This is a genomic window from Ligilactobacillus pabuli (assembly GCF_022836475.1).
Lineage (GTDB): Bacteria > Bacillota > Bacilli > Lactobacillales > Lactobacillaceae > Ligilactobacillus > Ligilactobacillus pabuli.
This window is the reverse complement of record NZ_BQXH01000005.1, coordinates 101,426-124,215: the sequence shown is the minus strand read 5'-3', so window position 1 is coordinate 124,215 and position 22,790 is coordinate 101,426. Positions and strand designations below refer to the sequence as shown.

At 42.8% G+C, this 22,790-nt stretch carries 18 protein-coding genes; 13 read left to right on the top strand and 5 right to left on the bottom strand.

From position 1 onward, the window contains the following. The first annotated feature begins 364 nt into the window (after window positions 1–364). Together LPAF129_RS04015 and LPAF129_RS04010 are read left to right on the top strand one after the other, a co-directional pair. Window positions 365–1,306, top strand: a complete 942-nt coding sequence (locus tag LPAF129_RS04015) for an aldo/keto reductase (RefSeq protein WP_244054871.1) — start codon at window positions 365–367, stop codon at window positions 1,304–1,306. 191 nt (window positions 1,307–1,497) lie between these two features. Then, a complete protein-coding gene (locus tag LPAF129_RS04010) occupies window positions 1,498–1,776 on the top strand; it encodes a hypothetical protein (RefSeq protein ID WP_244054870.1) in 279 nt (92 codons plus the stop codon). Between the two features lie 102 nt (window positions 1,777–1,878). Here LPAF129_RS04010 and LPAF129_RS04005 read toward each other — a convergent pair whose 3' ends face one another. Both LPAF129_RS04005 and LPAF129_RS04000 read right to left on the bottom strand, forming a co-directional pair. Continuing rightward, window positions 1,879–2,331, bottom strand: coding sequence for a universal stress protein (locus LPAF129_RS04005; protein ID WP_244054869.1), 453 nt, complete (start codon window positions 2,329–2,331; stop codon window positions 1,879–1,881). A 117-nt stretch (window positions 2,332–2,448) separates the two neighbouring features. Then, window positions 2,449–3,336 carry a diacylglycerol/lipid kinase family protein gene (locus LPAF129_RS04000; protein WP_244054868.1) on the bottom strand — a complete coding sequence of 296 codons (888 nt, stop codon included), beginning with the start codon at window positions 3,334–3,336 and terminating at the stop codon, window positions 2,449–2,451. Between the two features lie 539 nt (window positions 3,337–3,875). Between LPAF129_RS04000 and LPAF129_RS03995 the strand changes: the two genes are divergently transcribed. The 3 genes from LPAF129_RS03995 to LPAF129_RS03985 are packed head-to-tail and all read left to right on the top strand — an operon-like array spanning window position 3,876 to window position 7,397. Further along, a complete protein-coding gene (locus tag LPAF129_RS03995; RefSeq protein ID WP_244054867.1) occupies window positions 3,876–5,414 on the top strand; it encodes a UDP-N-acetylmuramoyl-L-alanyl-D-glutamate--2,6-diaminopimelate ligase in 1,539 nt (512 codons plus the stop codon). Window positions 5,415–5,417: 3 nt separating this feature from the next. Beyond that, window positions 5,418–6,677: a carboxylate--amine ligase gene (locus LPAF129_RS03990; RefSeq protein WP_244054866.1), complete on the top strand. Its 1,260-nt coding sequence runs from the start codon at window positions 5,418–5,420 to the stop codon at window positions 6,675–6,677. A 9-nt stretch (window positions 6,678–6,686) separates the two neighbouring features. Further along, window positions 6,687–7,397: an aspartate/glutamate racemase family protein gene (locus LPAF129_RS03985; protein ID WP_244054865.1), complete on the top strand. Its 711-nt coding sequence runs from the start codon at window positions 6,687–6,689 to the stop codon at window positions 7,395–7,397. Window positions 7,398–7,793: 396 nt separating this feature from the next. On the opposite strand, the gene LPAF129_RS03980 is transcribed toward LPAF129_RS03985, so the two are convergent. Continuing rightward, window positions 7,794–9,863, bottom strand: a complete 2,070-nt coding sequence (locus LPAF129_RS03980; protein WP_244054864.1) for a peptidoglycan D,D-transpeptidase FtsI family protein — start codon at window positions 9,861–9,863, stop codon at window positions 7,794–7,796. A gap of 295 nt (window positions 9,864–10,158) precedes the next feature. Beyond that, window positions 10,159–10,971, bottom strand: a complete 813-nt coding sequence (gene thiD / locus LPAF129_RS03975) for a bifunctional hydroxymethylpyrimidine kinase/phosphomethylpyrimidine kinase (protein ID WP_244054863.1) — start codon at window positions 10,969–10,971, stop codon at window positions 10,159–10,161. A 686-nt stretch (window positions 10,972–11,657) separates the two neighbouring features. Here thiD and LPAF129_RS03970 point away from each other — a divergent pair. The 4 genes from LPAF129_RS03970 to LPAF129_RS03955 all read left to right on the top strand — a co-directional run bounded on the left by LPAF129_RS03970 (window position 11,658) and on the right by LPAF129_RS03955 (window position 17,225). Then, the gene (locus LPAF129_RS03970) at window positions 11,658–13,076 is read left to right on the top strand and encodes a flotillin family protein (protein ID WP_244054862.1); all 1,419 of its coding nucleotides are present in this window, start codon (window positions 11,658–11,660) and stop codon (window positions 13,074–13,076) included. A gap of 425 nt (window positions 13,077–13,501) precedes the next feature. After that, a complete protein-coding gene (locus LPAF129_RS03965) occupies window positions 13,502–13,900 on the top strand; it encodes a flavodoxin family protein (RefSeq protein ID WP_244054861.1) in 399 nt (132 codons plus the stop codon). 238 nt (window positions 13,901–14,138) lie between these two features. Beyond that, window positions 14,139–15,407 carry a methionine gamma-lyase family protein gene (locus LPAF129_RS03960; RefSeq protein ID WP_244054860.1) on the top strand — a complete coding sequence of 423 codons (1,269 nt, stop codon included), beginning with the start codon at window positions 14,139–14,141 and terminating at the stop codon, window positions 15,405–15,407. 684 nt (window positions 15,408–16,091) lie between these two features. Then, a complete protein-coding gene (locus LPAF129_RS03955; protein WP_244054859.1) occupies window positions 16,092–17,225 on the top strand; it encodes a 5-methyltetrahydropteroyltriglutamate--homocysteine S-methyltransferase in 1,134 nt (377 codons plus the stop codon). 85 nt (window positions 17,226–17,310) lie between these two features. Here LPAF129_RS03955 and LPAF129_RS03950 read toward each other — a convergent pair whose 3' ends face one another. Next, the gene (locus tag LPAF129_RS03950) at window positions 17,311–18,162 is read right to left on the bottom strand and encodes an aldo/keto reductase (protein WP_244054858.1); all 852 of its coding nucleotides are present in this window, start codon (window positions 18,160–18,162) and stop codon (window positions 17,311–17,313) included. A gap of 108 nt (window positions 18,163–18,270) precedes the next feature. On the opposite strand from LPAF129_RS03950, the gene LPAF129_RS03945 reads away from it, so the two are divergent. The 4 genes from LPAF129_RS03945 to LPAF129_RS03930 all read left to right on the top strand — a co-directional run bounded on the left by LPAF129_RS03945 (window position 18,271) and on the right by LPAF129_RS03930 (window position 22,720). Then, entirely contained in the window at window positions 18,271–19,656 is a 1,386-nt protein-coding gene (locus LPAF129_RS03945; protein WP_244054857.1) for an MFS transporter, read from the top strand. 488 nt (window positions 19,657–20,144) lie between these two features. Further along, window positions 20,145–20,891, top strand: coding sequence for a deoxynucleoside kinase (locus LPAF129_RS03940; protein WP_244054856.1), 747 nt, complete (start codon window positions 20,145–20,147; stop codon window positions 20,889–20,891). A gap of 352 nt (window positions 20,892–21,243) precedes the next feature. Then, window positions 21,244–22,164, top strand: coding sequence for a CPBP family intramembrane glutamic endopeptidase (locus LPAF129_RS03935; protein WP_244054855.1), 921 nt, complete (start codon window positions 21,244–21,246; stop codon window positions 22,162–22,164). Window positions 22,165–22,261: 97 nt separating this feature from the next. Next, a complete protein-coding gene (locus LPAF129_RS03930) occupies window positions 22,262–22,720 on the top strand; it encodes a universal stress protein (RefSeq protein WP_244054854.1) in 459 nt (152 codons plus the stop codon). The last annotated feature ends 70 nt before the right edge of the window (window positions 22,721–22,790 follow it).

Here is a 22,790-nt window from a genome sequence, read left to right as displayed (position 1 = left end):
CATATGAGTTTGAAAAGAATTCTACTAGATTATCTTTCTGTGGTGGCAATTTCACTTGTTTATTTTCTGTGTCTTTCGCCAAACAATTGGAATCAGTTTCTAATTGCGATAGCGATTGAACTTCCTGCGGTAATAGTAATTTTGTTTACCAAACAGCTGATTAAGAAAAGAAAAGGGAACAGTCATTAGTCAAATAGCTAATAGTGTAATTACGTTTTTTTCTTTTAGTTAAAATTTTTATTTTTAGATTGCGAGTTACTTGTTTTACTCGTTTCAAAAGCTTTATACTAGTGAATATAAGTAGAAAGTCAGGCGGAAACTCACGTCTGCAAACTTTGACCACAAAAGAGGAGGACCTCACAGAATGAAAGATGTAAAAATTGGTGGAACAGGTTTTACAGGTTCAGAAATCATTTTAGGGATCATGCGGATGGACGCTTTAACAGTTGATGAAGCTGTTAAAGTATTGGAAACCGCAAAGGAAAGTGGAATCAACTATATTGACTCAGCTGATGTTTATGGCAGCGGCAAGGCAGAAGAAGTTTTTGGAGCTGCTTTGAAAAAATCGTCCTTAACAGCTGATGATTTTGCCATTCAATCAAAGGGTGGAATTTTTAAAGATCCTGCTCGTGGTGGTGCAGCAACACGCTATGATTTCTCTAAGAAATATTTGTTAGAGACTGTTGATGGTATCTTACAACGGATGGGCGTTGATCATTTGGATAGTTTCTTATTACACCGTCCTGATGCTTTGATGGATCCAGCAGAAGTTGCATCTGCTTTTGATGAATTACAAAATTCTGGGAAAGTTCGTCACTTTGGTGTGTCTAACATGAACCCTGGTCAAGTAGCCTTATTACAATCAGCTGTTAGTCAAAAACTACTGATCAACCAGTTACAGGTCAGTGTCATGCATACGGGTCCAATTGACTTTGGTATTCATACTAACATGACAGATGCTCGCAGTATCGATCACGATGGCGGGATCTTGGAATACTCACAGTTGCATCAAATGACTGTGCAAGCTTGGTCACCATTCCAGTATGGGCAAATTGAAGGTACATTTATTAACAATCCTGACTTCCCAGAAGTTAACGCTGCTTTGCAAAAACTGGCTGATAAGTACGGCGTTTCTAAGAATGCAATCGGTGCAGCCTGGATCTTACGTCATCCAGCTAAGATTCAAGTGATTGCTGGAACGATGAATCCTGAACATTTGAAGGATACAGCTACTGGTGCTGATGTCCAGTTGACACGCCAAGAATGGTATGATGTTTACTTGGCAGCTGGCAACGATTTGCCATAAAACCTATTAATTAAATTATTAACGGTCGTTTCCTATAAGGGGGGACGGCTTTTTTTAATGGAAAATTTCCAAGGAAAATACTGTGGTTTTAATTGTGTACCATAGATTTTTCTTGAGATGAAAGCGGTTAAATGCTAGGATGAATGTGAGAGAAGACTGATCAAATTGGTACATTAAGGGAGAGAAAGACGATGAATACTTACGCACAAATTATTGAGGGACCACGAACTTATTTTGGCTTTTTAAATATCCAGTTTCAGGCAGGATATATGAAAATTTGTGTGAGCCAGGGGTTGAGACGGCCGTTAAAATGGCAAGTGGACCTGCGACAAATCAGCGGCTTGACCAATGAACTGTATTTGGGTGTCAAACGGCTCGCATTTTATGTGGGGAAGCGTGAGTATATTTTATTTGGCACTGGGACAGGTGTCGTTGAATATTTAGAAAATAATTTAGTGGTTAGAGCCTAGGCTTAAACGTTGTGAATTTAAAAAATACTAAAAAGCAGGCGCTAGAAAGTAAATTTCGCTTTCTAGTGCCTGTTTTTTTGGGTTAATTTTGGGTAGTGCTAGTTAGTTTTCTTTTGTTTCTTCAGGTTCTTCATCATTAATCACTAAAATTTTCGCCTTACTTCTCCGGACTACATAACTGGTAGTAGAACCAATTAGCAGTCGGTCAAAAGCATCGGCACCAGACTTACCAATGACGATCAAGTCAATGTCGTGTTCTTTAGGAAATTGTTCGGCGATAATTTGCTTAGGAATTCCTCGTTCAACGAAGGCTTCAACGGCAATACCACGGTCGGCAGCTTGTTTTTTACCATTAGCTGCAACTTCTTCAGCGTTACTGTGAAGTCCTTGTAAAATCATGTCAGGAGAGCCAGTCGTAAAAATTAAGTTACTGTCATTGATGACAGAAAGTATAAAAATTTTTGAACCAAACTTACTGGATAGATCGATGGCTTCATCGAGAGCACGTTTTGAATTAGAACTACCATCAAGGGGAACTAAAATATTACGATACATACTAATCATCCTTTCTAAATCAGTGAGTGACTCGTTGTGTTTAACGACTTCACTTCTCATCCTTATTGTAACGAGTTTGGTGAATTTTGGATAGTAAAGTAACTTGAATTAATGCAATTAACGTGGGACCATTAATGGCAAATATTCAGGGAGAAATTCGATGGTCAGTGGAAGCTTGGGGCCCTCATCACCATCGATTCGTGAAACAACTTCTTGTCCATCTACCGGGCTGACTGTGATTTTTTGGGTACTAAAGGCTGTAATATTATTAGACGAACGTAAACGACCAGTGATCGCAAAATACAAGTACGCACCTACTTGTCTGAGATGAATATTATTTAACAACGAAACATGTAGTTTGCCTTTTGCTCCATCATCATAAGGAAATCCACCCACAGAACGGGTAGTAGTCAGCAGAGCAAACCAAGTCCGTAGAGTTTTAACGTGGTGGTTGCCGTATTCATATTTGATCAGATAGGACTTATTGTGTCCGATTTGTTGGAGAGCTTGCAGCAAGTAGACACCTAAGCCGAATTTTTGCTTATCTTGTTGCCGTACTTCATTAGACATGTCAGCTAAATTACCAAAGGTGAGCGAGCTAACGATGGCCTGACCTGCACTACATTTTCCCAGACCAACTTTCTTGATCTTGCCAGGTTCCAGCAGATTGGCAATCGCCGCATCAGTTTCTTGCGGGATACGATATCTTTTGGCAAAATTATTAACCGTTCCCGCTGGAATAATGGCGACTGGCAGTGGATGGTCGCGTTGGAGCAAGACGCTGAAAGCACCATTTAAAGTCCCATCTCCGCCAATTACAACTAAGGCGTCGAGTTTGGACAAAGTGTTGGCGAGGTTTTCTTGGGAATCTTCTAAGGAGTCCCCGGTAATGAGACAACTGTTAATGTCTTTAGTAGTTAGTTTTTCTTGACACAACTTAGCGATGTTAGTACCACTGCCATCGCCAGAATTCTTGTTGAAAAAAACACCATAATTTTTTGTCATAGGCTTTTCCTGCTTTCTTAGGTGTGAGTGTAAGTTTGTGATTGTAGGCGAGCTACTCAAACCAGAACTTTCCGCCCATCTAAACTCAGGGTCAATGCCAAAAACGCATTAATTCCTGGGTTCCGATGGTGCTCGAGTTCTCCCGGTTTGTTCCGCTCTGTGATTATAGACGAGCTACTTAACCCAGAACTTTCCGCCTAACCTACTTTCTGTCACGATACCTAAACCGCATCATGCCCGAAAGCTTGTTAGTGCTCATCTTCTAACCGGGTTACTTTACTCCGTGATTTTTAATTTATTTTAAAAAACATTGATAAAGCGCTTTGAACTGGACGTTCCAGCCAGAAACTTACGTAGTTCTATGGTACAATAGCAATAACTTTAGTTGCTAAAAAGGCTGATTGTGGGCATTTTTCTCGCAACTATTTTGCTTATATCATACTATAATTTAGGTCGCGGGGTCTGCTAAAACGATTGCTAATTTAACACCCAAATCAACGACCCATTCTAAGATCGATAAAAGGGGATATTTTTGAAGAATGGCACTTACAATGTCTCAAATCATGACACTATTGTCAGAACATAACTTACTAATTGAAAAAAATAATGAACCAAATGAGCCGACAAACTTCGCACATGTGACTTATGATTCACGCCAAGTTGTGCCACAGACCCTCTTTTTTTGTAAGGGAAATTTTCAGGCAGCATATTTAACTCAGGCTAAGAATCAGGGAGCAACAGCCTATGTTGCTGAACACTACTACCAAGAAGGTACGGGATTGACCGCGATTATTGTGTCCAATGTGCAACAGGCGATGGCCTTACTGGGCGCAGCTTTTTATGATTTCCCACAAAACAAACTCTTTATTACTGGGATCACCGGTACCAAGGGCAAAACAACGACTGCGTATTTTGCGCATGGCATTCAAAACGCCCAGACAGAGGGTAAAACTGCACTTTTTTCGACGATCGACCGGATCGTGGGACCCAAGCCGGAACAGCAATTTAAGTCTAATTTAACGACGCCAGAGTCACTGGACTTATTTCATGATATGGCTGAGGCAGTGGCAAGTGGCATGACACAGTTGATTATGGAAGTTTCTTCGCAGGCCTTTAAGAAAAACCGTGTTTACGGCTTGAAATATGATCTGGGGATCTTTTTGAATATTTCACCGGATCATATTGGCCGCAACGAGCATCCGACTTTTGCAGACTACCTCTATTGTAAAGAGCAGTTGTTGCGAAATTCGAAAAATGTGATTATTAATGCAGAAACGGACCATTTTGATGAAATCTATAGTGCAGCGCAGGGCTTTTTACCAGAAGAAAATATTTACTTATATGCTCGAGAAAATTCGCTGATTTCCTTTGAAACCCAGGTTGATTTTGAATTTGCAGAAACTAGACAAGACTTGTCAGCCAGTGAAATTAATGTACACTCGTATTCAGACAAAGGTGAACAGTTGCAGTTGGATGGAACGTATGAAATTGACATCCCAGGTGACTATAACCAACAAAATGCCTTGGCGGCAATCATCGCAGCGGGAATGGCTGGAGCGAGTGCGACAGAGATTCGCCAACAGTTGCCAGCAGTTCGCGTTCCTGGCCGGATGGAAGTTTTTCAGACTGAACATCATGGAACAGTCTATGTTGATTACGCGCACAACTACGCTAGTTTGAAATCCTTGTTGAGTTTCTTGCATCAACAGGAACCGGATGAAAAATTACTCGTCGTGACTGGCAGCGCGGGAGATAAAGGGATTTCTCGCCGGAGCGGTTTAGGTCAGGCCATCGGCGAAGTAGCTGACGTCGCAATTTTGACCGCCGATGATCCAGCAACTGAAGACCCAATTGCGATCGCACAAGAAATTGCGTCACATATTAATAACGACCAAGTCACAGTTCAAATCGTGGCGGACCGTAAAACTGCGATCACCCAGGCGGTACAATTGAGCCAGCCAGGAGAAATCGTCGTAGTTGCGGGAAAGGGCCGCGATGCTACTCAGAAAATTCAGGGGCAAGACGTTCCCTATGAATCTGATGTTAAAATTGTGGAAGATTTGCTCAAGGAGAGATAGACAATGACAGAAAAACAAGTTGAATTTACGCCGGTCCTACTAGGAAGCGATTTTAACGTTTACGGGATGGCCCGCTCATTTTATCAAAAATATCAACGGCCGGTTCAGGCTTATGCAGCTGCAGAATTAGCACCAACACGTTTCACTAAGATCGTTAACGTGGAAATCATCGCTGGTTTTGACAAGGACCCAGTCTGGATCGAAACGATGCGCAAACTCAAAGAAAAATATCGAGACCACGAAGAACCCGTGATTTTGATTGGCTGTGGCGATGGCTACGCAGAACTGATCTCGCAGCATAAAGCTGAGTTAGAGGACGTGTTTGTTTGTCCATATATCGATTATGATTTATTGAAGACTTTGAATAACAAGGAACGTTTTTACGAAATTTGTGAAAAATATGACCTGCCTTATCCGAAGACGCAAATTATCAGCCGGACACAATGGGAAGCAGCACCAACCGAAGTCCCACAACCATTTGACTATCCAGTTGCACTTAAGGCAACTAATAGTGTGGAATGGTTGGATGTCCACTTTGAAGGACGTAAAAAAGCTTTTCGGATTCAAAGTCGGGAGGAGTTTAACGAGATTTTACGTTTATCCTACGAAAACGGCTACCAATCTGATTTCATTTTACAAGACTTTATCCCCGGTGATGATAGCAACATGCGCGTTTTGAATGCTTATGTTGATCAAAATCATCAGGTTAAGATGATGTGCCTGGGTCATCCATTACTAGAAGATCCAGCACCAGCAGCCATTGGAAATTATGTTGCGATTTTGCCAGAATATAACGAAGACATTTATCAAACAATCAAGACTTTCCTAGAAGCCGTTAACTTTACTGGTTATGCTAACTTTGATATGAAATATGATGTCCGCGACCAGCAGTACAAGTTATTTGAAATCAACTTGCGTCAGGGTCGCAGCAGCTTTTTTGTCACGCTGAACGGTTATAATTTGGCAGACTATGTTGTGCAAGATTACGTGACTGGTGCATTGGCTGAGACACCATGCGTTTACGGAAATGATAATACTTCAAACCATCATTTGTGGTTAGGTGTTCCGGTGAAAGTGTTCAAGAAGTATGCTAGAAATAATCCCGACAAACAGGCTGCCTTGAAGTTGATCAAGGACCATCGAGTGGGCACGACATACGAATACAAGGATGATATGAATCCCAAGCGCTGGGCGTTGATCAAGTGGATGAATCATAATTACACCAAGAATTTTGCCCAGTTCTTCCAGCAAAACAAAGGGTAGGTTAAAGTCATGGAACATTTCTTTACGATTATTGGTGGAATGGGGACGCAGGCAACAGAAACTTATCTGCACCAGCTCAATGAGCGCACCCCAGCTGCCCGGGACCAAGATTATTTGAACTATATCTTGGTGAACCATGCGACGGTGCCGGACCGGACGGCCTATATTTTGGATCACGACCAGCCTAACCCGCTCGTACCATTGCGGGCAGACTTCGAGCAGCAGGCGGCACTTGGACCGGATTTCTTCACGTTACCATGCAATACGGCTCATTATTTTTATGACGAATTGGCGTCTGTCACAGACATTCCCATTTTGCACATGCCGCGTGAGGCTGTGGCGTGGATCGGTCAGCATTTGCCACAAGCGAAGCGAGTTGGCTTGATTTCAACGGCGGGGACCCGAGCTGACCATATTTATGATGATGAGATTCAAGCAGCGGGCTACGAGTTAGTCTTACCAGATGATGCCATTCAAGCACAAACTAACGAGTTGATTTACGATAATGTGAAGGAAAAAAATCACGTCGACCGCGACTTGTATCATGGTATCTTAAACCAGATGTTTGAGGAACGGGGGTGTGATACGGTGGTCTTGGGTTGTACAGAACTATCATTGGCCCAGGCCCGGGAGCCTTATGTGAAATACCCAGTCACAGACGCACAATCGATCCTGGTTGATCAGACGATAGAGCTGGCCCAGAAATTTCAAAAGAAATAAATTTTGACGGACGGTTGTTGTTCACTGATTAGCAGCGAACAGCAGCCGTTTTTTGCGTTGGTGGTTAAACTTCGGCAAAGTAGCGCCGGCAACTGGATTTGGTGGTTGAACTTCGGCAAAGTAACACCGGCAACAGGATTTGCTGGTTGAACTTCGTCGAAGTAGGACCGGCAAATGAGATTGCTGGTTGAACTTAGGCGAAGTAACACCGGCAACAGGATTTGGTGGTTGAACTTCGTCGAAGTAGCGCCGGCAACTGGATTTGGTGGTTGAACTTAGGCGAACTAGGACCGGCAAATGAGATTGCTGGTTGAACTTAGGTAAAGTAGCACTGGAAAATATAAGCATTGTAGCTAGAAAAAAAGCCGGCCCCCATTAACGGAGACCGACTTTAATTTATTTAAATTCATCGCTCGACATAACGTCTTTCCAGAAAGCATCATAAATAGATTTGACAGAATCCATGTTGAAACCTTCATTGGTAGAACCTGAACCAGGATAGGCAACGGCGATGACAACTTGTGGATTATCTGATGGAGCATAACTAGCCGCCGTTAAAGTGGTAGTTTCAGCACCATTAGTAATAGTTTCGGCAGTACCAGACTTAGCGGAAACTTCCGGCTTGAGTGTTTCCAATCGGCGGCCAGTCCGCCATTGGTTATTGCCGTGGACCACTTGCCAGAGACCACGATGGACGATATCCCATTGGGCCTTAGTTCCCGGAACGACGTTTAGAACTCGTGGTTGGAATTCGTAACGAGTTGGCCCTAGTTTGCCATTTTTACCTCGACCGCGCACGGATTGAAGAACGTGTGGCTGCATCCGGTAGCCGCCATTGGCGATTGTTGACATATATTGTGCCACCTGAATTGGTGTGTAGGCATCGTAGTTACCAAAAGATAAGTTCAATGCTTTCCCAATATCTGCTTGAGTCGAACCACCCTTAAAGCCGGGTGCTTCACCAGGAATGTCAACCCCAGTCTTAACCCCCAAGCCGTACTGGTTAAAGTTAGAGCGTAGTTTATCAAAAATTGAGACTGGCATGTTTAGTCCAACACCTGGTGCATAATGGAAACCAGCTTCTTTCATGGTTAATTGCATCATGTACGAGTTAGAGGAAACCTCCAAAGCGTCAGCGGCTGAAAGGACCATGTTATTATTCCCACCTTGGTTAAAGATGGAAGCAATTGTGGCAGTTCCGGCTAGCTTGATTGGAATATCAGTCAGAGTGTTATTTGTCGGGGTGATGACGCCAGAACGCAAACCACCCATGACTTGCGCACCCTTGACAACTGAACCCATTACCATGGTTTGGTTCAATGGTCCCAGTGAGTTAGTGGTTAATTTGCCAGTCTTGTTATCCCGGTCAACTCCTGCTAAAGCATAAATTCCCCCAGTATTGGGATTCATGACCACGGCATAGCCCCCGGTCATCAGCGGGTTACCATTACCGGAACCAGATTTAACCGCGTTTTCAACGATGTCTTGCACATGGTTTTGGAACTTGGAGTTGATTGTTAGCTGGATGTCATCCCCAGCTTTTCCACCGTACTGCTTGGTTCGCTGTAAAATCTTGCCGTTTTGGGTTTCGACGTTAATGGCTTCCTTGGTTCCCTTCAGAATGTTTTCATACTGAGATTCAATATAACTGGAACCGACGTTGTCATCTCGGGAATAGCCCTGGGCGAGTAATTCATTGATTCGTTCGCTTGGCAAACCTTGCTTTTGTGAGGTGACAGTTCCGGCGACATTCTTGATCGAATCGCCATTTGGATAGCTACGGGTCCAGTCGGTCGTGATTTTAATTCCGGGCAAATCAGACTGGTGTTCACCGATCCGCGCCATTTCTTCGTCAGAAACGTCTTTAGTTTTCAAATAAATGGTCGATAATGAATAGGCGTTGTTCATCTTATTATAGATGGCAGCAGCTTTTTTTTGTTGGTCGGACATGTTTTCAGTTAGTTTGTGCTGTTTAACGTAGTCAAATTCTAACTGAGCCAATTTCTTATCGTCGGTGATTTTATTGACGTTTGGAATTTGTTTTTTGACGTCATCTTCATGCTTGGCCAAATAAAAATTGATCAGCATGGAACTGGTTGTTGCTTCGTCGTCAATTGCGACATATTTTACCAAATCAGTTGCAACAGAATGCATCGTTTTCGGATAGACATTGAGTGGCTTAGAGTAACTAATGGCCCGAGTAGTGTTGTTTGCGACTAACGGTTTACCCGCTGAATCGTAAATCATCCCACGTTGGACATTTCTAGTTTCGGTTTTAATGTCACCACTGGTAATTTCACTTTGAAAACGATCACCTTGGATAATTTGCAGCTGCACGAGCCGGCCAATCAGTAAGGCGAACAACAGAAAGGTGATAAAAAACAGGATGTTTAACCGGTTCGGAATTCGTGATTTATTAACTCTAGTTGAATCGTCAGTTGATTTAGTTGGTTTAAAGAATTTCACAATAAGTACTCCCATTTCATATAATGAATCAATAACTTGAGCAATGCCCCTGCAATCTTTATATAGCGCGAGCTCAGCAAGTACAAGACCCTTGATTAGATAATAAGAAAAAATTACAACTTCATTGCTGAGTAATACTGAACTATTATAGCATTTTCCAACTAGTCCTGTCCGCTTTTGCAACCAGAATTAACTGATTGTTAGCAGTTAAAAATTAGTCCAGAGCTATGGGAATGGATGTGAAAAAAACTCACCAAGTGACTGTCATTTGAACAGTACTTGGTGAGTTTTTGATTTAATCGAAGTTGTAGTCTGTCAAATGGTTGACTGGGCCATACTTATGACCGACGAAAAGTTCATCCGCAATTGCAGCCGTGACGAATTTCTTTGCTTGACGAATGGCTGCTTCAATGCTGGTTCCTTTGGCAATTTCAGCGGCGATGCAAGCGGACAACAGGTCGCCGGTTCCGTTGATATGGGTGGTATTGATATAGGGTGCGCTTAAAGTAAAAGAAGTTCCGTCCTCTAATAAGACGGTGTCAGTAACTTCGGCTTGAGTGGTCGAAGTGTGGCGTCCTTTGACCATGACGTTTTTAGCCCCCATCTTCTGGAGAATATGGGCAGCCTGTAAGGCATCAGCCGGACTGTCGATTTCGGTCCCAGTTAGTTTGACGGCCTCATAGTAGTTAGGGGTTAACACTGTGGCTTGTGGGATCAGTTCAGACTTGAGTGTTTCAAATGCGTCTTCTTCAAGTAACATGTCACCATGTTTGGTAATGATAACTGGATCTAAAACTAGTGGTCCTAAATCATATTGACGGTAGTTGTCGGCGACAGTTTTAATGGTAGCTGTGTCTGTGAGCATCCCAGTTTTGCAAGCTTTGATCACAAAATCGTCAGTTAGAACCTTGAACTGTTGGTTGATGAAGTCAAGCGGCATTGGGTGGCTGGCAAAAATGCCATATGAATTACCAGCAACTGCGGCGGTTAAGACGCTCATTCCATAAACTCCACAACGCTGAAAAGTATTCATGTCAGCTTGCAAGCCGGCACTACCATCACTATCAGAGCCGGCAATTGTCAGCACCTGGGGAAATTGATTAACCATTTTAAATTACCTCTTTTTATTGTTAGTTTGGTTGTCGGACTAGTTTGCTGACAACAAGTAAGTATTGTTCACTCAAGAATAGCATAATTTCGGCTAAAAATCTGCTGAAAGTTTGCAGACTTTGAAAAATTAGTCTGACAGAAAGTATGAGCTAATTAAGTAACCTTTAACTAATAAAGAATTGAACTACATTTTAGGAAAATTTTAAGAAGCTTTATTACTTCAAATAAATACACAGAGAGCTAGTGTAATCAATCTCACAAGAAATGCCAAGACTGTGAAATTGTTTTGCGGCGGTAGTTGTCACTAAAAGTCCACAGCTTCTGCAGGAAAATAGACTGTTATAAAAAGCTAATGCTAGTAGTATCTATATAATATATCGTGCACAATCAAATTGTTTGACAACTTTCTAATGAATTCGATACCATAAAGGAGTGGCCGGTAATTTGGTCGGTTAAAAGTATGTAGCATTGAAAGTACATATTAAAAATATACTTTAGTAGTTTCGCCTTAAGCATCAGACTATGAAACGAAAAGCCCAGCATCTCAGGTCAACTTTAGTATCAAAAAATCATGGCTTAGCCTAGGTTTTTATCGGATATGTCTATTAACTGGGACGTTTAATAGGAGTTTTGTAGCACGGTCTGCTAGAATAATAAGTAGTAAAACTTTAAAGGAGTGGTAATATGCCTAGTTTTTTAGTGACAATTATTTCAATTATAGTACTGATCATCTTGTTTATCGTAATTGGTTCTATGCTGTATCGGAAAGTTGGACCCAATGAAGTCCTGATCGTAACTGGTGGTTTGCTGAAGGGAAAGAATATCCAGGAAAATGCCGATTTAGGGACCCACATGAAGGTTGTTAAAGGTGGGGGAGCCTTTGTGATCCCGGTGATCCAACAGGCCAATGTTTATTCATTGGATACCTTTAATATCAATGCTGATGTTGAAGAAATTATGACGGTTGATTCAGTCCCAGTAGATGCATCAGTCAACGCGGTCTTACGGATCGGTTCAACACCAGAATTGATTGCCATCGCTGCAGAAAAAATCATGGGCTTGTCAGATGACGAGTTAAGCGCACAGATGATCGAAGTGGTTAAAGGTGGTTTGCGTGAAGTCTTATCATCATTAACACCAAAAGAAGCCAATGACCGCTCGGCTTTCCAAACTCAAGTTGTGCGTTCGATTGAAGCAACTTTTGCTAATATGGGGTTGGAAATCACTAGTCTGCAAATTACGCGGATCTCTGACAAACATGGCTACTATGAATCATTGTCTGCTGGTGAAATTGCTGAAAAGCAAGCTAATGCCAAAAAGCTGCAAGCTTCAGCCGATGCAGAAGCCAGAAAAGAAATTGCCCAACGTGATAAAGAAGCTCGTTTGGTAGAAGCACAAAATACCCAGGAAGCTCAACAGGCTAAAGCCCGGGCAGATAAAGAAATCGCACAAACACAGCGTGATACGAACGTGGCTAAGGCGGAATACAATGCCGATGTCAATCAGAAAAACGCTGTGGCTGAACAAGCCGGAGAAATTGAAAAGGCTAAACAGCAACAACAAGTTTCTGAAAATCAAATTATTGTCGCACAAAACAAATTTAAGGCCACGACGATTGCTAGCCAAGAAGCTGACGCGCAGTCACAACGAATAGCTGCTGACGCCCAAGCTTATACGACTAGACAAACTGCGGAAGCTAACGCAGCGAAGATCCAAGCCGAAGGGAAGGCTTCTGCCGATGCTCAACGGATGATGTCACAGGCTCTGGCTGAAAATGACAAGGCCTTGCAACAGCAACTAATCGATAAGTTGCCAGAAATTATGTCAGCTTATGCTTCAGCCATTGCCAATATTGATAACTTAACGGTTTTTGATGGTGCCCAAGGTGTTGGTGACCAAATGAATACTGGTTTCGTTCAATCAAGCCAATTCATCAAACAAGCAACGGGGATCGATATCGCAGAAATCGTTGGCAAACGTGCCGATGGACGAGTTTCTTTGAACGAACCTGTTCCAACTAAGGAAACAACCCAAGTTCAGGCTGAACCAAAACAAGCACCAACTGCTAAAGATTATTTCGATGATGGAGAAGATCAGCAGTAAGCTAAGAAAAGGTTCGACGAATTTAGTGGATTTTATGCTTAGGTATGATTAAGTAAAACACATAACAACATCTAGATATTTGATGTTGTTATGTGTTTTTTTGAGATTTTTGGAAATTGGTGTTGAATGGAGGAAGGTTGTAGATGAAAGCATGGCCAGAACTAAAACAGGAAGTCAAAAAGTTATCTTAATGAAAATGGGCCAAGGCAGTTGCTTTGAATATTTTGCAAAGTGATCCCAAGGTAGTCCAGGGGGTGCTTTTGGGACAGACAGTATATTGATGTCTAATAATATTATCAGAAATCGATTACATTTTCAGACAGATTTTAATTTTTCCAAAGTAAGATTTGATTTAATTAATGAGCAAAGCGTATAATGGTTTTGTAATAAAAAACGCTTCATATTTCTACGAGGGGGAAATATTCATGATAGCTGTAAGATATTGTTCAAAATCTGGGAACACAGAGAAAGTCGCTAATTTATTGGGAGAAAAATTAGGTGTTCAAGCTGCTTCAATCGAAGAGCCGCTACCAGATAAGGTTGATAAATTGTACTTAGGTGGTGCTGTCCACGGTAAGATGTACTCAGCCTTACGGAAGTATGCTGAAAAGATCGATCCAAGCCAAGTTGGCGAAGTTGTGATGTTTGGAACTTCCGGCGGTGCATTCTCAATCAAAACAGAATTTACCAAGGCTTTGACAAAGAGCGGCGTTAAAATCAGTGATCATTCACTTTTCTTGCACGGCTTTGCACCAAAAATTAAGTCAGAATTAAACGATAAGCAGTTAGAAGAAGTAGCTGCTTTGGTTGAAGCAACTAAATAATAAACTAACAAACCTCACAGCGAGCAGTTGTGGGGTTTGCTTGTGCTTAAAATTGGAAGTAACCCGCAGTTAACGGAGTCTAAACTTGCTTATTAGCTATGAGATGGGTAGACTGGAAATGACAGCATCTCTGTGGTGCTAATGTAGTTTAGCGGACGTCACCGTGTCAGTTACGTGAGTTAAATTTCACCGGTTGGACACAAACTGCTCGTTTAATATGAAAAGGAGAAAAAAATACATGAAACATAATTGGCAAGAAAATTTACCAGCAGATCTACAACAAAAAATTGCCGAAGTCGACGAAATGATCGCTCCTCGGTTGAATGAAATTAATGAGGTTTCATTATATAACCAACAGCGCGTTTTGAATTTATTCCGCGAAAACCATGTCGCTGAAGAGGACTTAGTTGGTTCAACCGGCTATGGCTACGATGATATTGGCCGTGACAAATTGGAAAAAATTTATGCGGGTTATTTTAAGACAGAAGATGCTCTCGTGCGACCACAGTTGACTTCTGGGACCCATGCGATTGCCACAGCATTGTTCTCACAACTCTATTATGGCGATACTTTATACTATATGACTGGGACTCCTTACGATACGATTCAAGAAGTGATTGGTTTAGCGGGCGACAAACCCGGTAACATGAAGAAACGTGGCATTAACTTCAAATGTACTGAACTCTTACCAAATGGTGAAGTTGACTACGAAAACGTGGAAAAAGATCTGGCTGGCGACCCAACGATCAAAGTTGTGACGATTCAACGTTCTTTAGGGTACGCTACTCGAGCAACGTTCACCCTTGATAAAATTAAAAAGATGGTGGAAACGGCCAAACGTTTGGCACCACAAGCCATCATCTTCATTGATAACTGTTACGGTGAATTTACTGAAACTGAAGAAGCAACCTTCTTTGGGGCAGATTTAATGGCTGGTTCCCTGTACAAGAACGCTGGTGCCGGTATCGCCAAATCTGGTGCATATATCGTTGGCCGGGCGGATTTGATTCAAGACTGCGGCTCACAATTGATCGTACCAGGTGCTGGTAAGTACGAAGGTGCAACATACGGCTATTTGCGTGATTTTTATGAAGGATTCTTCTTAGCTCCACATACTACAGCGGAAGCTTTGAAGGGAATGGTCTTTACTGCAGCTTTATTGGAGAAGATGGGCATGGTTGCTGCACCAAAATGGAGTGATCCACGTTCAGATATTGTAGAAACGATTGCTTTTGGTAAGCCAGAACCAATGATTCAATTCTGTGCTGCTATCCAACATTACTCACCAATGAATGCTTTTGTTGATCCAGAACCAAGTTACCAAGATGGCTATGAAGATCAAGTTATCATGGCGTCAGGGAGCTTTACAGAGGGCTCAACGATTGAACTATCCTCCGATGGCCCGTTACGTGACCCATACATTTTGTATATTCAGGGTGGTTTGTCATTCCAGCACGATAAGATTGCGATTACTAATGCGGTTCGAGATACGTTCTACAAAGATTAATTGAAACTAAAAGCCGGGGCTAGTTGTGTAGTACAACTGGCCTCGACCTTTTTGTGTTCAGAGAAATGAGAGTTTTGGGGAGGTTTGGTGGATGGGAGCTTAAGTTTGGGAGTTTGGCCCTAAGATTGAGGAAATAGGGACCAAACGAAAGCAGTCTGGCCCCAAGAATGAGGAGGGATGGTCCAAACGAAAGCAGTCTGGCTCCAAAATTGAGGAAGAAGGAGCCAGACTGAACCCAAAGTCAGTCGAAGTATGTTCTAGAGCTCGAGACTGGCTAAAAGTTAGCCCACCAAAAATAAATTAAACCGTCATGCTTGACAACGGTCAGTGTCTGTTTTATTATTACTTACAACTTAATGAATATTTGCTAAAAAAAGATGAGTAACTGATTAAATCTTACCAGAGAATCGCGGGAGCTGGGAAGCGAGAAGAAGAGGTCGGTGAAGATGGTCTTGGAATGCAATCAAGTTGTGAGCTAAAACTAGTGAGCGACTTGCGGGTCCGCCCGTTACCGCGGCAGGGGATAGCTCAGTTAGTGTCCCTGATGAGGCTGTTAGTCAAACTAACAGCGAAGTGGGTGGTACCGCGTGAATTTTAATTTGTAAAAGACACGCCCCACAAAGATGATGGAAATTGTCTTTGTGGGGCGTTTTTGGTTTGGTGAAAAGTAAAGGAGAGATTTAAATGGTAGAACAAACAGCAACTAAGTTACATTATGATATTGTCGGTAGTTTTTTACGTCCAGCACAGTTAAAAGAGGCGCGAGAAAAGTTTGTGGCAGGCCAAATTGATCAGTCAGCATTGACGGCAGTCGAGAATAGCGAAATCAAAAAATTAGTGGCACAAGAAATCGCAGCTGGGTTGCAGGTTGTAACCGATGGTGAATTTCGGCGGAGTTACTGGCATTTAGATACTTTCTGGGGCTTTGCTGGGATTGAACATACTCGTCCGGAACACGGATATTTCTTCCATGATGAAGAAACACGAGCTGACTCAGCGCGGGTTGTTGGAAAAATTGCCTTTAAACCAAGTCATCCTGATATTCAAGCCTTTAAATTTCTGCAGGAACTAGTAGCCGACCAGCCAGGAGTGACCGCGCGTCAAAGTATTCCTGCACCTGCACAATTTTATTCCGAACTCTTGCGTGGTGAAGATAATTTAGCAGCTTTGCAACAAGTTTATCCTGATCAAGCAGAGTTAATTACTGATATTGGTCAGGCCTACCATGATTTGATCCTTACCTTATATCAAGCTGGGTGTCGGGACTTAAAAATTGATGATTGTACTTGGGGGATGGTAGTTGACCACGATTTTTGGGAAAATCAAACGAATGGCGACTATGACCTAGAGGAACTTCAGGATATTTATCTTCAGGTCAATAATGCCGCTTTAAGTGATCTGCCTGCTGATCTTCGACTGAGTACCCATGTTTGCCGTGGAAACTACCATTCAACTTGGGCCGCTAGTGGTGGTTATGCTCCGGTTGCCAGCCATTTGTTGGCACAAGAAAAGGTCGATGCTTTTTATCTCGAATTTGATGATGATCGTTCCGGTGACTTTGAACCGCTAGCGGAAGTACCTGCTGGCAAAAAAGTTGTCTTGGGTCTAGTCACCAGTAAAAAAGCACAGTTAGAACAACCTGAAACATTAATTGCGCGGATTAAAGAAGCAGCACAGGAAGTTCCATTAGAAAATCTTTCTTTAAGCACGCAGTGTGGCTTTGCTTCGACTGAGGAAGGAAACAAACTAACAGAAGACCAGCAGTGGGACAAGATCCGCCTGGTTGTGGCAACAGCTAAAGAGGTCTGGGGAGAATAAATTTAGCCAGGTTCCGTTATCGAAACGGAGCCTTTTTGGCGTCAAAAAATAGGCCTAGCACAGGGCCAGCCTATCTTAACGACGTTTATAGTTCTTCATGAGTGCGCGGATCTTGCTGAGAAACACGGGCATTTTCTTGATCCAAGGCACAGATTTGTTTAACTTCAGCAGTGGTTAATTTAAAGTCAAAAATATCCAGGTTTTGAGCTTGACGCTGGGGATTGTGCGAGAGTGGTAGCGGTAGGACGCCCAGTTGATGTTCCCAACGCAAAATAATTTGCCCGCTATTTTTACCGTATTTGTCAGCGAGACTTTGCAGTAACGGCAAGTTGCGAATCGGCTGGCTGAGATCCTGAGTTTTACCGCCGAGCGGACTCCAAGCCTGAGTTACAATTTCGTGTTCTGCATTATAACTACGCAATTCTGGTTGGCTGAAAAGTGGGTGGAGCTCAATCTGGTTAAGTTCGGGTAACTCGCCGGTCTCTGTTGCTAGCTTTTCCAAATGTTCAGGTAAGAAGTTGGAAACGCCCACTGCTCGCACGAGACCGAAACGTTTGGCGTCTAGTAATGCTTGCCATGCTTCGACGTACTCGGCGCGTTGCGGATTGGGCCAGTGGATCAGGTAGAGGTCGTAGTAGTCGAGGCCCGCGCGGTACAAAGATTCTTGAATGGCAGTGATGGCCTGGTGGTACTTGTGGTGGCGCCCTGGTAGTTTAGAAGAAATGAAGAGCTGTTCTCTGGGTAACTGGGCCTTCTTGATAGCTTGGCCGACAGTTCCTTCATTTTCATAATTATAGGCAGTATCTAGCAAACGGTAGCCCGCATTGATGGCTGAATTAATGGCAGTGATTCCGGCAGGCCCACGTAAGCCGGCGGTCCCAAAGCCGATGGCTGGTAGTTCAAGCCCGTCTCGTAAGGTAATGGTTGGTATTTGCATGTGATCGATCCTTTCTATGCTAGAAATAACTTAAAATTACCAGTAAAATAAGTGGGAAACTAAATTTAGTTTCATCATAAGATAGTAATAAAGGAGAAGTCAATTAATATGAATGAAACGACAGTTAGCCGGCAAACACAACTGGCAATCGGCGCAGTAGCGTTGTTATCATTTTTAGGAATTTTGGTTGAAACGTCGTTGAACGTCTCTTTTCCAACTTTGACCCAAGAATTTCATGTGAGTTTGGGAAGTATGCAGTGGGTCACTTCAGGGTATTTGTTAATGGTCACTTTGGTCATGTCAACGACAGGCTTTTTAACTAAAAAGTTTGCTGCCCGGACATTATTTACGACGGCCATCTGTTTTAATTTGGTGGGAACCTTGTTGTGTGCGAGTGCCCCAAGTTTTGCAGTTCTGCTGGGAGGACGGTTACTACAGGCGGTAGCGACCGGACTTTCGACACCGTTAATGTTTCATTTGGTGATGTCATTAGTACCGCAAGAAAAACTAGGCACTTATATGGGAATTGCAGCGATGGTGATTTCGCTAGCACCGGCACTAGGACCGACCTATGGCGGAACCTTGGTTGCTTTTTGGTCGTGGCGGGGCATTTTCATCATTGTTCTGCCAATCTTGTTACTGACGGCTTGGCTTGGCGAACGAAACATCCGCTTGGCTGCTAGTTCAACCACTGAGAAGTTTGACTGGCTGGGCGTTATTTTGTTGAGTGTGACCTTCTTTAGTTTAAGTACAGCTTTCGCTCAAGCAGGCAACTATGGCTTTGGCGACCGACGATTCTGGTGGTTTTTACTGGCCTTCGTGATTGGTGTGAGCTTGTTAGCCGTTCATTTGCATTTTTCTGCCCGGCGAATTTTGAACTTTAAGCTCTTGCTCCACCCATTAATCGGCTTACGCTGGTTAAACTTTTTCATCTTGCAGTTTGTCAATATCGGAATTTCATTTGTTTTGCCGATCTTTACTGAGGGTTACTTACATGTGAGTGCGTTTGTGGCGGGCTTTATTTTATTGCCAGGGGCGCTCGTTGGGGCAGCAGTGTCACCGTTGGCTGGACGATTATTTGACAAGCATGGTGCTTTCTTACCATTATTAATTTCGAGCTTGTTGGTGACTTGTGGTAGTTTGTTATTTTTTAGTTTGACTCCTGTGTTGGGTGTCATTTCTGTGACGTTGATTTATATTTTCTTACGTGGTGGCTTTAACTTTGGTTTTAGTAATTCGATGTCGGACGCAAGTACCCAGGTTCCACCAGCACAAAAGGCTGAAATTAATTCACTGTTTAACACTTTTCAACAGTATGCTGGCTCACTTGGAACTAGTGTGTTATCAGCCATTATTTCTGCTCGTCAAATGGCAAGTCAGGGCAGTATGTCGCGGGCAACTCTACTGGGAAGTCGCTTTGACTTTGGTTTCTTAGTACTGTTAGCACTGGTTAGTTTAGCAACGGTGCTGGGTGCAAAACACAGAGCGAAGTGAAACGGGAGAAAGTGAGCACTATCGGAGCCAGACCTTTAATGCGCTTTTGGCATTGAAGGCCTGGCTTGGATGGGCGGAGCTTTCTGTTTCGCGTAGCTCGACTAAGAAAACACAGAGCGAAGCAGGGCGGTTAAGAGACGAGCAACATCGGAACCCAGGGACTGATGCGCTTTCGGCATCGGTTCATGGGTTTGGATGGGCGGAATCTCTTGCCCTGAGTAGCTCGACTAAGAACACAGAACGGTCAACTCCCAATTATTGCTTGCAGAGCCTACCTTTCTTCATTAAGTAACTCAATTGTAATTTTTTTAGAAATGACCGTTAACAGCCAATGAAAGCGAGACCGGTAACTTTTTCGTGCAAGTTGAACACGATTTAGCTCTTTATTTTTAGGCTAAACCCGCGTATGATTGTTAAGGTGAATAGAAGGAAACAGACGAGGAGCACTCCTTGTCTTTGATATTTAGGGAAAGGATGCTTCAATCATTTTGATTACATTATCTGGTATTATCGGGTCAGGAAAGTCTAGTTTAACGGATATCCTTTCAGCAGAACTCGGAACAAAAGCATATTACGAACCAGTGCAAGATAATCCTGTCTTGCCAATTTTTTATAAAGGAAATGAGATTGCCGCACAAAAACGGGCAGCTGGAGACCAAGAGGCCACTAACCCCTACGCATATTTATTACAGACATTTTTCTTAAATCGTCGTTTTTCGATGATCAAGGCTGCAATGCGTGAGGACAACAATATTTTAGATCGTTCGATTTATGAAGACGAAATTTTCATGAAAATCAACACGGAGATGGGTAACGCCACTCAGGTTGAATATGACATCTATAAGAGCTTATTGAATAACATGATGGAAGAATTACCATTTGCTTCCCATAAGAAATCACCAGACTTGATGATCACAATCAAAGTTTCATACGAAACGATGATCAAGCGGATCGAAAAGCGCGGCCGTGATTATGAGTTAGTAGAAAAGGATCCATCGTTGGTTGATTACTACCAGCGTTTGTTGGCCTGCTACGACGAATGGATGAGTGATTACGATGCTTCGCCACTATTGGTGATCGATGGTGATCAGTACGACTTCGTTGATAGTTTGCCAGACCGGATCGAAGTTTTCGATACCATTGAAAACAAACTGCATGAATTAGGAAACTTGAACGATGCACAGCTGAAACAATTCCATGCTCAGCATGTTGATTTACTAGCACAAGCAAAATAGCATTAAATATTAACGACCAGTATTTTGGGCGTCTCATTTAGTTAACAAATGAGTCCCACAAAGTGCTGGTCATTTTTTTGAACTAAAAATAGTTGGGTGAGGGTCGAGTAGAGATTAATTTTGTTGCTTGCGAACGTAAGTCTGACAGACTAGTGTTTGCATTTTCATTTACCTACATAAGTCTGCTAGACTTGTGTTCGAATCCTGAATTGTAGTTGTAGTTGAGCTACTTGAGGCGAGAGTTTCCACTAATCTGGTTTCCGTCTACAATAATGCTTGAGTTCTCCCGTCTCACTTCACTCTGTGTTACCATAGACAAATAGACTTATTTTCAAAGGAGGAGTCAGCTAAAGTGAAAGAACCTGCAACTTATCGCCAAACAATCAAGAAAGTTTGGTTGACCAGCGCTACCTACACGATTGTCTTTCAGATTGCCGCTGTGGTCGCAGTGGCCGTTGAAGTCTTGTTGAAGCCTCAGTTACTCTCGGGTGATCAGCTCGAACAGATTGGTTCGCCGTATTTTTTTGCCGTTGCTGCAGGTCTGTTAGTAATTTTAGCAGCTAGTTCGCCACGGATCCGGCAGACTTTTTTTAAACCCGGGGACGCACCGATGAACTGGCGAACGTTCGGGGGTCTAGTTGCGGTCACTTTATTAGTACAACTGATTTTTACTGGTTATTCTAATGGCTTAGAAAGTCTGCTAAACAGCTTTCATTTAACTGCCAACGCAGAAGTTGATGCTGCCACTGCCGGTAGCGAGACTTGGTCGATGTTTATCTATGCAGGTTTTTTGGCACCAATCACCGAGGAACTAGTCTTTCGAGGCTTTATCTTGCGGACGATGCAGCCCTTTGGACCCGTGCCGGCCGTGGCGTTGTCGGCATACTTGTTCGGTCTGTACCACTTGAACATTATGCAAAGCCCATTTGCGCTGATTTTGGGAGTGGTCTTGGGCTATGTCGCTTTAAAGTATGGAATCAAGTGGTCAATCACGCTCCATGCTTTTAATAACTTGGTGTTGGGCGATGGACTAGGATGGCTGTTAGGAATTTTACCTAAGACCGCCAGTTCGATTGTGAACTTACTGGTTTTTGTCGGGGGTGCTGGTTTAGGCTTATACCTTTTATGGCGTCAGTTACCCGTTTTTAAAAATTGGTATAGAACTCAGCGTCCGAAATCAGAAGATCTTAGACATGTTTTTCTGAATTGGGCTGGAATCATCCTTACGCTGGTGTCACTAATAATTATGGTGAGCCAAATTGAAGCTAAATAGGATTATTTTTGGAAAAATGTTGTTTGAAATGGTTTTCACCGGCAAAAGAGAGTATGATATTAAGCATAGATTTATTTAGTCAGGGGTGAGTGACAACATGACACTTAACTACAAACGAATTTTGGTTGCGGTCAATCAGTCCGAAGGGGCTGAGCTAGCGTTGCAAAAAGCTGTCGCAACCGCGAAACGCAACGATGCCCGTCTGGATATTTTACGGGTGATCGACGTGAATTCGTTACAGTATAAAGCAGGGGACCAGACGTTGATCAATGGGCAAGAAATCGTCGATATTGAAGAAGATAACGAAAAATTCTTGCTGCAGATCAAAGAACGTTTGGTAACAGAAAATCATTTAAAACCGGAACAGGTTTTTGTGCATCTGAGATTCGGTGATCCCAAAAAAGTTATTTTAAACGACTTTCAACCGGAGTATCACAATGATCTCTTGGTAATCGGCGGAACTGAGATGAGCTTATTTAAGCGGATGGTTGCCGGTTCGGTGGCGTCCTATGTCCCGAAAGCAGCGCAATGTGACGTGCTAATTACTAAAAAATAAAAAGTCGGTGCCACTCATTGCGAGAGGCCCGACTTTTTGTTTGGTCTGGTAAATAAAAAGCACTAATCAG